General features: G+C 43.7%; 9 protein-coding genes. 3 read left to right on the top strand and 6 right to left on the bottom strand.

From position 1 onward, the window contains the following. The first annotated feature begins 91 nt into the window (after positions 1–91). Both QN079_RS01490 and QN079_RS01485 read left to right on the top strand, forming a co-directional pair. Positions 92–544: a YueI family protein gene (locus tag QN079_RS01490; RefSeq protein WP_289230285.1), complete on the top strand. Its 453-nt coding sequence runs from the start codon at positions 92–94 to the stop codon at positions 542–544. 14 nt (positions 545–558) lie between these two features. Then, on the top strand, positions 559–978 hold the full coding sequence (locus QN079_RS01485) for a hypothetical protein (RefSeq protein WP_010748629.1): 420 nt from the start codon (positions 559–561) through the stop codon (positions 976–978). Positions 979–1,198: 220 nt separating this feature from the next. Here the strand turns inward: QN079_RS01485 and QN079_RS01480 are convergent, their stop codons facing one another. Continuing rightward, the gene (locus QN079_RS01480; protein ID WP_502875144.1) at positions 1,199–2,548 is read right to left on the bottom strand and encodes a LysM peptidoglycan-binding domain-containing protein; all 1,350 of its coding nucleotides are present in this window, start codon (positions 2,546–2,548) and stop codon (positions 1,199–1,201) included. A gap of 1,220 nt (positions 2,549–3,768) precedes the next feature. Next, positions 3,769–6,033, bottom strand: coding sequence for a bifunctional glutamate--cysteine ligase GshA/glutathione synthetase GshB (gshAB, locus tag QN079_RS01475; protein ID WP_289230283.1), 2,265 nt, complete (start codon positions 6,031–6,033; stop codon positions 3,769–3,771). 246 nt (positions 6,034–6,279) lie between these two features. On the opposite strand from gshAB, the gene QN079_RS01470 reads away from it, so the two are divergent. Then, positions 6,280–6,648, top strand: coding sequence for a BlaI/MecI/CopY family transcriptional regulator (locus QN079_RS01470; RefSeq protein ID WP_005227140.1), 369 nt, complete (start codon positions 6,280–6,282; stop codon positions 6,646–6,648). A 282-nt stretch (positions 6,649–6,930) separates the two neighbouring features. On the opposite strand, the gene ftsY is transcribed toward QN079_RS01470, so the two are convergent. From ftsY to rnc, 4 genes are read right to left on the bottom strand one after another with little or no spacing between them, the layout of a single operon-like run. Continuing rightward, the gene (gene ftsY / locus QN079_RS01465; RefSeq protein WP_142974024.1) at positions 6,931–8,223 is read right to left on the bottom strand and encodes a signal recognition particle-docking protein FtsY; all 1,293 of its coding nucleotides are present in this window, start codon (positions 8,221–8,223) and stop codon (positions 6,931–6,933) included. A gap of 1 nt (position 8,224) precedes the next feature. Then, a complete protein-coding gene (locus QN079_RS01460; protein WP_005227138.1) occupies positions 8,225–9,043 on the bottom strand; it encodes a Cof-type HAD-IIB family hydrolase in 819 nt (272 codons plus the stop codon). 12 nt (positions 9,044–9,055) lie between these two features. Further along, entirely contained in the window at positions 9,056–12,634 is a 3,579-nt protein-coding gene (gene smc, locus QN079_RS01455) for a chromosome segregation protein SMC (RefSeq protein WP_289230282.1), read from the bottom strand. Between the two features lie 15 nt (positions 12,635–12,649). Continuing rightward, entirely contained in the window at positions 12,650–13,342 is a 693-nt protein-coding gene (gene rnc, locus QN079_RS01450) for a ribonuclease III (protein ID WP_289230281.1), read from the bottom strand. Between the last annotated feature and the right edge of the window lie 140 nt (positions 13,343–13,482).

The following is a 13,482-nucleotide window of genomic DNA, read 5'->3' as shown; positions in this document are numbered from 1 at the left end:
GTCAATACTCTCTCACGATCGCACCCCTCTTTTGCTATTTGCTGGATATGCTATAATAAGCATAAGTAAACGCTTTGAGGAGGATACTTCAATGTCAGACGAATTAGAAAAACGCCTTGATACAGGAATGTATGGGACGCCTCGCGTCAACCCAGATGAACAGCGCAAGTATTTAGGCACGTTTCGTGAACGGTGTTATCTTAGTATGACAGTAACAGAAATGAAGAAGAAGGACAACCAGAAAACGCTCTTGAACGCCTTACCAGATTATCAAGGAGCGCTCGTGCTGCTTAATGGAAAATTGCCAGAATCGATCCAGACCGATTACATCACTTTACTGACCAAGCAACAGATGGAATTTCGGATCGTCTCCGATGCCCAAGATGCCGGTCCAGACAGTATCGGCTTGCTGATTGCTGGGAAAGAAGCCGTCAATGAAGACGTCATCGATATCGAAAAAAAATTCCCTGCAGCTGCCACTCCATCGGATAAAGAGCAGGAACAACCAGAGAAAACGTCATTTTGGAAACGTCTTTTCCATTAAAAGGAGGAACTATCATGGAACAATCAACACCGCCCTACCTTTCATTAAAGAAAGAACTGCTTGATGCTTTGGATCTGCATATCGATTTGTTAAAAACGGCACCCACGATCGAATCCAGCCATCTAGATGGCGTATTGTTCATGATGCGCAGCTTGGGTTTTATGCTGGATCGCGCTCCGAAAGTACTCCTGCTAGAGGATAAGAATGAAATGAACTTTATGATGTTTCAATATTATAGCCTCCTGTCGGAACTGAAGTACAATCTGGTTTTAAACTTTCCCTACGCCTCGATTCAAGGCGTACCGTTATTAACCTTGATCCAACGTTTTCCTACCACGTATGAAAAAGAAATGAAACAATGGTGGGAAGCCCGAACGGGTCTCAAGGTGGAAGAAACAAAACAAACGATTGAAATCGCTGCTTTTGAAGGATAAGAACATACAAAAAAGGCTCACGATACCTCCTGCAGATAGAAAGTACTGGATATAATAGTTTGTTAGTAAAGCGAACCATAAAGCAGGACGATAACGTATCTCTCATGATTTCTTCAAATAAAAACCAGTCAGAGGCAGTTTCTGACTGGTTTTTATTAGTTTTAAGTTGTATTCTTCTTAATTTATTTGATACATCAAAGAATCAACTTATCTTTTTTATTTAGTAAAAATCAACTGTAAAACCAATTGGATCTCCATTTGCATTTAGCGCTGGCCGAATAACAAAGCCTGTAAACTCTAAAAACTTCCCTTCAGCCCATAAAGAATATGCACTTGCACTCGCTTCTGCACTAGTAGCTGCAAAAATGCCGCTATTACCCAGATTGACTGGAGTATTCACATCTGTTTCGCCAGAGCCATCTTCTCCGCCATCTACATCTGTACCACCGCCGTCGGTCCCATTATCGCCGCCGTCTACATCTGTACCGCCACCGTCGGTTCCGTTATCGCCACCGTCTACGTCTGTACCGCCACCATCGGTTCCGTTATCGCCACCGTCTACGTCTGTACCGCCACCGTCGGTCCCATTATCGCCGCCATCTACATCTGTACCACCACCGGCGGTCCCATTATCGCCACCGTCCACATCTGTACCACCGCCGCCAGTTCCATGGCTTGATGTACCAAACTCAATGTAAATGTAATCACCTTCTGGATAAACAGCGTAGCCTTTGACTACATCAGGGTAATTCTCACGCAGCCATGCGGAGGCTTCTGTTGTGTTTAAGAATGGACCGACCCGCAGTTGTGTATAATATGAATTTTCATAGACAACGGTAATCGTAATTTCACGATCAATTGCTCCACCGTTATCTTTATTACCAACACCAAATTCAATATAGATATAATCGCCTACAAAATGAACTTCATGCCCCTTAACTACTTCTGGATAATTTTCATGCTTCCAAGCAGTAGCTTCCTCGTTACTTAGGAATGGTCCGACACGTAGACGAGTATAATATGAATTCTCATAGACAACTTCAACTACAATTTCACGGTCAGTCGCGCCTCCATTATCAGGTGTCGGAATATTGAACTCAATATAGATATAGTTTCCTTCTAGATAGATTTGTAGGTCTGAAACTAAACCAACATAGTTTTCAAGCAGCCATGCCGCCACTTCATCGGTAGTTAAAAATGGTCCGACGCGGAGGCGTGTAATTTCTTCATTTTCTGCAACGACTGTCACTTCAAACTCTCGATCAACTGGTGGATTAGTGGAACCATTATCTCCACCTGAACCATTATCCGTTGCTGGTGGTGTTGGCTTTGTGGAGCCATCTCCTGATCCATTATCTGTTGCAGGCGGCGTTGGTTTTGTTGATCCGTCTCCTGATCCGTTATCTGTTGCTGGAGGTGTCGGTTTTGTAGAGACATTTGATCCATTATTACTGTTTCCAGGATTTGTATTGCTTCCTCCCCCAATTGGTTTGGTCGGATCAATTTTGTCAGTATCTTGAATCACTGCTTGACTAATCGTATTACCCTCTGCATCCTTTAGAGAAACCACATTTCCATCAAACACTAATTTGTTGCCAGCATAAATCAAGTCAATATTGTAAATATTATTCCATTGTGCTAGACGTTCGATCGTAATATTTGTCGCTTTACTGATGGCGCTAAGTGTATCACCCCAAACAATCGTATATTCATTCCCAGTAATATCAGCTTTGATTTGTTCGGGTGTTCTGGCAACCCATACGCTTGCGGAAATAGGGGATGCTGTTTCTTCTGATGCTGAAACTTGATTTGATAACGCACCAGCCGTAAAAATTGTTGCTAGTAATGCCAACGTTTTAACAATCTTACCATTAAATTTTTTCATTCCGTACTCTCCTTTTTTGTAAAGCTATTATATTCAACTTATTACACACCATAACCTGATTAAAATTTCAGGATGGATCTGTATAATAAATTTAGTATACTTATCTACTCAGAAGGGCTCTTGTGAATCATAGCCCGTTGAAAGACAGAAAAGAGCGGCTAAAGAAAAAGTGATTCCTCGGTTAGAAGCACTAAAACCATTGATTTAAGCCTACGAAAAAAGCCTGCACACTGAATGAAGAACCGACAAAGCACTGTCAAACATTCGCAGGGATCGGAAAAAATCATCCATATCCTTTGTGTACCTATAAGATGCTGCCAAAGGACCGTTCCACAAATTCTTAAAGCAATGCGCCTATGTTTAGGAGTCACCCATCGAACCACAATCAGTTTCGGCTATAATACCTGCCTTACTTCCAAATAACTTGAACATTGAGTATCGATTCAACTCCGTTTCCGATGATGAACTTTCATTTTTGATTCAATTGAAAACAATCTTTGCACTTCTTTTGTCACTAACAAAGATAAGAGAACCCGTCTGCCTTTGCCGCTTTTTTGATGCCAACCATTTTGTTATATGTAAAAGCATAGTTGAAAGACAATATCTATGTTCATATCTTTTTTATACATGCTGACCTAATTTAGCGGCTCTTCAAAAAACGATAGTTATTTAATCGTGTATAAAAAAACTAGAACTTCCTCTCTTTAGATTACCAAAAATACAATTATTTTTCCAGTATTCATATTAAAATAAATATTTTTTGATAAATAAAGACAAAAAAACGAGGGAATTAACTATTGTGCTAACTGTCAGATCAGGAATCAAACAACGATATAAAAAAAACTGCACACTTTGAAAGGAACTCTCCTTCCAAAGTGTGCAGTTCTTTGCTTTTTGTACTTCTATCAGCTCTCGAAGACTTCAGGGAACAACAGGCGTAAAACAGACATAGTTAAGCGTCGGCCTTTCCCGCTGTATGGATAAACGTGCATATGCATCGCTGGGTTGAAATTGGCTTCAATGATTCCATAAGCCCCCGGTTCATTGGCTGGCTTGGTTTTATCTGGAATAATCAGATCGATTCCGCTGATAGATGCTTGTAATGCGGCTACCGCATCGACTGCTACTTGTTTGTAATCATCGTTGAAGTCATCCGTCACATCGATAGAATCACCGCCAGTACTGATATTCGAGTTTTCTCGCAAATAAACGATCTGCCCCTCTTCGGGTACTGAATCCACTTGATACCCTTGCTCTTTTAACATCAGTTGTTCCAGTTCCCCTAATTGGATCAGTTCTAATGGGGTCCGATGATGGGTGCCGCGCAATGGATCGAGATTTTTCTCTGCGACGAGTTCCGTGATCGTGCGCTTGCCGTCACCCACGACATTGGCAGGGATACGTAGTAAAATCGCATCGACTCGCCCATCGATCACGAAGAACCGATATTCCGTCCCTGACAAAAAGGTCTCAACGAGGATCGAATCATCTTCCGCAAAGGCAATGGCGACCGCCGCTTGATAATCCGCTAAAGAGGCACCTTCTTTGAAAATCGAGATACCGATCCCATAGTTGGTGGTTTTCGGTTTTACCACAAACCCGCTGTGGGCAATCTGAGGATAAAACGCGATCGCTTCTTCTGCCGAAGCGAACTCAGCGCCACTTGGTACATGAAAGCCATTTTCGGCTAAGATTTTTTTGGTGACCGTTTTATTCGCCATGATCAATGGGACGATGTACTGATCCTTACTGGTCATATTGGCATTTTTAACATATTCGATGTGGTCTTTCACGGCTAATTTCAAGAATTGATCCGTTTCATCCAGTACCGTCACTTCGATTCCTTTTTGGATCGCATCGAACAAGAGAATCTGGGTCGACAATTCCATTGCTCGAAAGCCAGCTAATTGATATGGTTTTTCCCAAGCAGCTTGATGATACTTTTGTCCCAGCAATGTTGCTGTCTGCACTTGACTGGTTGCTTGACTTGCTGAGAAAAGACGTCCCGCGAAGGTTCTTTCTGGTTCAGCCAGCATTTCTGAAAGCTGATCCAAAAATGGTGGATGCGGCAGCTCAAGGGCTTGGGCAAAGTCCATCATTTCAGTAATCAGCGCTTGCGCTTCTTGCTGATAAGTCAAAGGTGCAAGCGGATGTTCTAATGCGACCTGATCATTTTTCTGATTGCCCTCTTCGATCCACGCATCCGCATCGCTGCCTTCTTCTTTTGTACTTAAAAACAATAAGAAGAAATGCAAGAATGCGACTTGCTCTTTGGAAATCCCATAGCGGGCAAAGGGATCGATGTCAATATTTCTTAACTCAATATAACGGATACCCGCTGAGGCTAAATCTGCGACCCGTTTTCCCCCACGTAGACGCACTGGCGCATAAAATTCTTTTTCTTCTGAAAGCTTTCCCGTCTCCACTAATTTGGCAATATCTGCAAGATAGGTCTCTAACGAAGCGTAAGATACCTTGACGTCTTCGTGATTCGTGTACCCATAGCGGCTATTGCGAATACTGCGGACTGGTTCTTGCGGTCCGTTTTCTGTCGTAAAATAATTGGCTTCTGAAGCAGGAGTCGCCCCAAAGAAATACGTCAAAAACCAGCGATAGTGCAAATAATTGCGAGTTACTTTCAAATAAAGTGCCGTTTTAAACGTCTGGAAGCTTTCCTTCGTTTCAGACAAAGCATACAGCTGTTGCAAAAAGTCTTCCGCAAATTCGAAATTGAAATGAATCCCACTGACCATTTGCTTGCGGCGACCATATGTTTTGGCTAAGTAGCGGCGGTAGAGCACATCTTCAAATTGGTCTAATTTAGCAATGACGATGTCTTCTTCTTTTTCTGGTAAAGCCGGTGGCATACTCAATGGCCAGAGCATTTCTTCTGCTGACATCGAACGATACGCCACATCATGAATAGCCCCTAAAAAACGGAACAATTCATCCACGGAATCAGCGACGGGCGTAATCAGTTCCAGTTGGTTTTCGGAAAAATCCGTTTGGATATACGGATGGAAGCGCCGATTGCCTAACGTTTTAGGATGATCGGTACCTGCAAACGTCCCATCGAGCCGCACCCGCTGCGCTTCACGCTCAATCCCGTAGCGTCCTTTCAATAAATAAGGAAAAAGCTCTTTATGTGATAATAATGTTTTTATTTTCATTCGACTGCCCTCTATGTTCTTCTACTAAATTTTTTCTCAAATGCTATTTCTTTCCATCTATTATAGTGAAAACTGGTGAAAAATGCAGAAATTTGCTCCTCACTTGTAATATCTCTTACTAAAATTACCAAGAATTTATAAAATACTTGAATAAATTTGATATTTACCTTCAAAATAAAGTATACTGCTTATAGAACAGTAAATTATTATGTCCATATTACTCTTTTTTGAAAGGAAGAATAGTGAATGAAGCCACTTAATCTTACCAAACGCGAACGTCAAATCATGAATATCTTTTGGAATTCAGACAAACCTCTTTCTGCAAATGACATTGCTGTCCAACAGCAAGATCTAAGCAAGAATACCATTCAAGCAGTCGTACGTAAACTAAAAAACCACGACTTATTGAAAGTAGCGGATATCGGCTACAGCGGTACTGTTTTGACTCGGTTGTATTCTCCGAATGTGACCCAAGAAGACTTCTTAGCAGCAGAATTGTCTGATCAATCTTTATTGAATTTGATTACGAACTTTATCGAAACCAATAAAGATATCGATACATTGAACAACTTGGAAAAAATGATCACTGAGCGCCAAGGGGAACTTAAGAAATAATCTTTCCCCATCGTTCAACTCGTTGTATTCTGCCTGATACTTCCCAAAGATTTTAGACAGTGCAGAAGAAAACGAAGCCTTCAAACTGCTTTTCCTGATTTTTTGGCAAAGTCGTGCATCGCTGTACCCACATTTGCCACGCCAAGTGTTCTCAGCTTTACGTCACAAGTCAAGCTCGTGGAAAGAGACGACGACCCGTTCTCTCTTCCCTTTGATCTCACAAAAGCAACAATAAAGGAGAGCCATGTGTAGGTGTATCACCTAACACAGGGCTCTGTTTTTTTATTCTTTGATCAAGCCTTTGAATAAGCCAACGACAAATTCATTTGGATCAAATGGTTCTAAATCATTGATGCCTTCTCCGAGTCCCACTAATTTGACGGGCAGCCGCAGCTCGTTACGGATCGCCAAGACGATCCCCCCTTTGGCTGTTCCATCAAGTTTGGTTAAGACGAGACCAGAAACATCCGTCGTTTCTTTAAATTGTTTTGCTTGATTCATCGCGTTTTGACCTGTTGTCGCATCCAACACGAGCAGGACTTCATGAGGGGCCGTTGGGTCCACTCGTTGAATGATCCGTTTGATTTTTTCTAGTTCGTTCATCAAATTGACTTTGTTTTGCAAACGACCCGCGGTATCTACTAATAAAACGTCAGCATTTTCTCGTTTTGCGCGCTCCATCGCATCAAACACGACTGCTGCTGGATCGCCTCCTGCATTGCCACGAACGACTTCAACACCAGCTCGTTCACCCCAGACCACTAATTGATCGATGGCACCGGCACGGAAAGTATCCGCTGCAGCCAATAAGACTTTCTTGCCTTCGGCTTTGAATTGGTGGGCTAATTTCCCGATACTGGTGGTTTTGCCAACACCGTTCACGCCAACAAATAAAATGACGGTCAACCCCGACTGCATATTCAACTCGTTGACTTCACCGACACCCGCTTCCCCATATAGGTCAACCAATTTTTCGATGATGACATTTTGGACATCTGCCGTTTTCTTCACATTACGTAGTTTGACTTCTTGTCTCAATGCATCCGCGATCTTCATCGCCGCATCAAAGCCGACGTCTGCGCCAATCAGCGTTTCTTCCACTTCTTCGAAGAAGTCTTCGTCCACCGTACGGAAGTTAGCAAACAATTCGTTCATCCGTTGCCCAAAGGTTTTCCGTGATTTCGTCAATCCTTTGGTGTATTTATCCTGCACACTTTCCGTTTCTGGCGCTGGTTGAAGGATTGGTGTAGCCGCTGGGGTTTCCTCTGATGGTACATCCTTAGCCACTTCTTCTGGAATACTTGGTGCTTCTTCTCCTTTGTTCGCTGTCGTTGCTTCTTGCTGCAGGGACACTTCAGCAGTTTCTTGCTCTGCCTCCAAATCACTGGAGTCGGCGGCTTCTGCAGGTGCCACTGGTTCTGAAGCGCCTTGTTCAGCAGGAGTTTGTGCTGGCTGGCTTTCTTCTGAACGCTGTGCCTCTGGTGAGTCAGCATCGACTAACGGTTTGTCGGTTTCTTGCTCTGCTTCTTTGGTTTCTCCAATCAGCGCTTTTTTGATTTTGTCAAAAAATCCCATCTTACGCACCTCCTTTTAAGACATATTCTTCAATCACTGCTGCCACACCGTCTTCTTGGTTTGAAACGGTGACAACGTCAGCCGCCTCTTTAATGATTGGAACGGCATTGGCCATCGCTACGCCAATCCCTGCATAGCGAATCATCGGCAAGTCATTTTCTTCATCACCGATCGCCATCACTTCTTCTTGCTTGATCCCTAAATCTTGCGCCAATAGGCTGATACCATAGGCTTTGGTGATTCCTTTAGGCATAAATTCCAACAGGTTATTCCGGCTTTTGATGATTTCATATTTCTCGCGGATCTCTGAGGAAATCTCAGGGATCTTAGGATCCAAGACTTCCTGATGGTAGGCGATCACCGCTTTATTATAGAGCATCGATTCATCCAGATCAGCTACGGCAAAAGGACGACAATCCAATAAAGGATTCAACGAGCCATAAATCGATGGATGCGCTGCTGAAGTGGGTAAACTCAAGACGATCTCTTCGGATACCACGTCTAGAGGCAAATTCAAGTCTTCCGCCACTGAAACCAATTCATGGATATCCGCCAGCTGCATCGCTGCTTTTTCAATGATCTCGCCAGTCTCATTTTTTTGAACCAAACCGCCGTTAAAGGTGATGCTATAGTCGCCGGGTTCTTTCAGCGATAATTCTTCTAAGTACGGACGGATCGCCCGTAATGGACGTCCCGTACAAATGACGATTTTTACGCCTTGTGCTTTGGCACGAGCAAGTACCTCCTTGTTGCGAGGAGTCACTTCTTTTTTGTCATTCAATAACGTTCCGTCTAAATCGATCGCAATCAGTTTAATCATACCATTCCTCCTCTATGCTTGATCTGCTGCAAAACTACCGCCTTCACGCACTTCTTCTAAGCGCACGGACACGGTCTTCGACACTCCAGATTCTTGCATGGTCACACCATACAACACATCTGCTGCCTCCATCGTTCCTTTACGGTGAGTTACGACGATAAACTGTGTATCATTTTGGAAAGCACTCAAGTAATGACCGAAACGAGAGACATTGGCTTCATCCAATGCTGCTTCCACTTCATCAAGCACACAAAACGGTACTGGACGAACTTGAATAATGGAAAACAATAACGCAATCGCAGTCAGCGCCCGTTCGCCCCCTGATAGCAAGCTGAGGTTTTGCAATTTCTTGCCCGGTGGTTGGGCTTCGATCTCGATCCCAGTGTTCAATAAATCTTTCGGATCTGTTAAGACTAATTCCGCATGACCGCCGCCAAACATATTAGGAAATACTTGTTTGAATTGCAGACGGATCGCATCGAAGACTTCGCCAAAACGGGTTTTGACTTCTTCATCCATTTCAGACATCGTATCAAACAGCTGTGCTTTAGCCGACAGCAGATCGTCTCGCTGACTCGTCAAGAACAAATGCCGTTGATTGACTTGCTCATATTGTTCGATCGCATTTAAATTGACTGGACCAATTTGCTCGATCGCTTGTTTTAGTTCCTGAATGTCGACTTTGGCTTGTTCTGCATCCTCGATTTCAGGGAAATCTTGCGCTGCCTTTTCAAAGGTGAGATTGTATTCTTCTTGTAAATACAACAAACGATTATCCATCACCAATTCTGCGCGATTTTTTTCGATCTCAACTTCGGTTTTTTCTGACAGCTTTTCTTTTTGCGTTAAGTTTTCAGCACTCAGGGCTTCGTCTAATGCACCGATTTCTTGTTGAACGACTTGACGTTGTTCACGAATCACCGTCAATTCCGCTGTTACCTGCTGCTTGGTTTTTGTGAAGGCTTCAATTCGCTGAAGAATGCTTTCTTCTGAAAACTCATGATCGCTGACGTTGCTTGTCAAGGCAGCTAACTGCCGTTCTAAGGAGAGTTGACGCGCTTCGTTTTCTTCTAATGCTTGATTCGTAGCGGCAATTTTTTGCTGCAAATGCGCCACTTGTTCTTTTTGAACTGCGAAAGCTGCCTGCAAGCGCGCACTTTCTTGTGCTAAGGTTTGGCGTTTTTCCTCGATCAAGTCTTCTTCGGCATTCATTTGATGAATATCTTGGTCGATTTTCGCCAATTGCGCAGCAATATTCTTTTGCTGCTCTTCCAAGCTCGTCTTCTTCTCATCATATTCCTCAAAGAAGGCTTGCACTTCGCGATGTTCAAAATCAAACACTTGCTGCTCTTGCTTCAAGCGGCTCAGGTCATTCTCAAGATTTTGTAAGCGGCTTTGCAGCTCATGCTCCGTCATGCGAGCCTGTTCTCCTTGCGTCCGCAATTCTTCTAATGCTGCTTGTGCTTCTTTGGTCGCTGCTTCAAAATGCTGGACTTGCTTTTCCGTTTTTAAAAGCCGCTCATCCAGTTGCGCCGCTTGTGCCGTCAATTGTTGCAGCTCGTTGCTTTGGCTAAACAAACTACCGGCATTTTTCTTCGTTGCGCCACCCGTCATGGAACCGCCAGCATTCATGACATCCCCTTCTAAGGAAACGACCCGATAGCTATAGTTCAATGCCCGTGCTAACGCATTGGCACTTTGCAAGTCTTCGGCAATCAAGATACTGCCTAACAAGTTATCCGTAATCGTTTGGACGTGTTCGGGCGACTGGACCAATTCGCTGGCAACGCCGATAAATCCAGACACTTGCTTGGCTTGATTGCGGGCATAATCTGGCAAATGACGGGCTTTGATGGTCGTCAGCGGTAGGAAGGTTGCACGACCCCCTCGATTTTCTTTCAAATACGTGATGGCTGCTCGCGCATCCCGCTCATTTTCAACGACGACATGCTGTGCAGCGGCGCCTAATGCGGTCTCGATCGCCACGGTATAGTCTTGCGGCACATCGATCAACTCCGCTACTGCGCCAACGATACCGCTGATCTGCTGTTTGTTTTTCAAAATCAAGCGAACGCCTTGATAAAAGCCGCTATAATTTTCTTGAATGTCTTGCAGACTGCGCTGTTTCGCTCGTACCTGCTGCACTTGACTCATTAACTGATACATTTTCTTTTGTTCTTCATCAAAGCGTTTTTTGTTGGTCTGAGCTTTTTCTTGAAGATGGATGTATTGCTTGCGTTGTTCTTCTAAAATCGCTTTAGCCTGCGTCAGCTGTTCTTCCACGATTTGCGCTTCCGTCGTCTTTTCTTTCAACGACGTATTTATTTGCGTCTGCTTGCTTAGCGCCGTTTGATTTTTCGCGGCTTCTTGTTGGTATTGACGCTCCAAGTATTTCAATTCGTTTCCGATCGTTGCCTGCTCCTGCATGGCTTCGACATATTGGCTGCGCAATTCTTCAATGATTTCTTTTGCTGAACGTTGGTACTTTTCCTGCTCTTGCTGACACGCCAGCATCGCTGCTTCAACTTCCTGCACACTACGATTCTTTTGTGAAAGCAAGCCGATCAGTTCCGTTTTTTCTTCATTTAAAAGTGTGACCCGCTCTGTGACTTCCTCTAAAGTTTCTTGGTATTCGGCAGAGCTTTTTTGCGTATGCTTTGAACGTTCATCCAAGACTTCTTTTTGCCCTTCGGCTTGCTTCAGTCCTTCGGTGACCTCTAAAAGCTGCTGATTCAAACGCTCCAACGTTTCATCAAAAGCAGTACGTTGTTGCCGCAAAGAATGTAACGACAGTTCCCCTTGGTTGATCTTTTCGGAAATCTGCGCCAGTTCTTGGTTAAAGGTACTCAGTTGAGCTTTGGCTGTCTCCCACGCTTCTTTTGCTTTCGTGATCTCTAAGACCGCATAGGCCACATCGACCGTCGTCAATTTTTCTTTTAACGCTAAAAAGCGGTTGGCTGCTTCACTTTGGGCTGCCAGAGGCACCAACTGATCTTCTAGTTCATAAATGATATCTTGTAGACGGCTTAAATTGTCTTCAGTTTCAAACAATTTTTGCTCGGCTTTCTTTTTCCGCTGTTTGTATTTTAATACCCCCGCAGCTTCTTCAAAAATCCCACGACGGTCTTCTGGTTTGCTGCTGAAAATTGCTTCTACCTTGCCTTGGGAAATGATCGAAAATGATTCTTTCCCCAACCCAGAGTCCATAAACAACTCTTGGATATCCTTTAAGCGGCAAGCTTGTTTATTTAAGAAAAAGTCGCTTTCGCCGGTTCTTCTCAAGCGGCGAGTCACGCTGATCTCACTGTAATCCATCGGCAAGTAATGATCGCTATTGTCTAAAACGATCGTCACTTCCGCTATATTTAGCGCTCTGCGGGTGTCAGAACCTGCAAAAATAACATCAGGCATTTTGCCACCACGTAGATTTTTGGCAGATTGTTCTCCTAAAACCCAACGAATCGCTTCGGTAATATTGCTCTTGCCGCTGCCATTTGGTCCGACGACTGCAGTCACTCGATGTTCGAAATCAATGACTGTGCGGTCGGCAAAGGATTTAAAGCCGGCAATCTCTATTCGTTTTAAATACACTCCGCCAGTCCTCTCTTACTGTTCAAGATCCGCCAAGGCATTCGCAGCGGCGTCCTGTTCTGATAATTTCTTCGATTTTCCTTGTCCTTTTCCGATCAAGGTATCATCGCAATAGACTTCCGTCCAAAAAATCCGTTCATGGGCGGGGCCTGCTTCTTTGATCAAACGATAATTGATGGAAACATCGCCGCCGCGCTGCAAGACTTCTTGCAAGCGGGTCTTGTGATCCATCTCATGGGAAAAAGCACCTGCTTTTACTTTTGGAAAGACAACTTTCGTCAAAAAGCGGCTGACACTTTCCAGACCTTGGTCCAAGTATAACGCACCTAAAAAGGCTTCAAATAGATCACAAAGCAAAGAAGGTCGTTTACGACCGCCAGAGTTTTCTTCCCCTTTGCCTAGACGAATGTATTCATCGAATCGGCAATCTTTGGCAAACATGGATAAACTGTCTTCGCGAACGATTGCCGCCCGTAGCTTCGTCAGCTTACCTTCGGGCAGATCTGGCAATTCACGATACAAATACCGTGAAACGATCAACTCTAAGACAGCATCGCCCAAAAACTCTAAACGTTCGTTATCTGACAAGTGCAAGTTGCGGTGCTCATTCACATAAGATGAATGCGTAAACGCTTGTTCAAGCAGATCTACATCATGGAACACAATATCAAACTTTTCTTTTAGTTCTTTCGTTAATTGTGTATTCATTTGTCACATTCCTTCATTAGTTTATCGACACTTCCCTATTATACTGGTTTTTGCCGAATTATGAAATGTTTCCTCCAAATTCTTGGAAAGACTGTAATAAAATTTTATTTACTTAATCTTCTCCTGTATAAAAAAGCCTG

It is taken from the genome of Enterococcus sp. FZMF, assembly GCF_030263915.1.
In the GTDB taxonomy this organism is placed as follows: Bacteria; Bacillota; Bacilli; order Lactobacillales; family Enterococcaceae; genus Enterococcus_D; species Enterococcus_D casseliflavus.
Note: the sequence above shows the minus strand (reverse complement) of the source record. Positions and strands in the feature narration are given on the sequence as shown.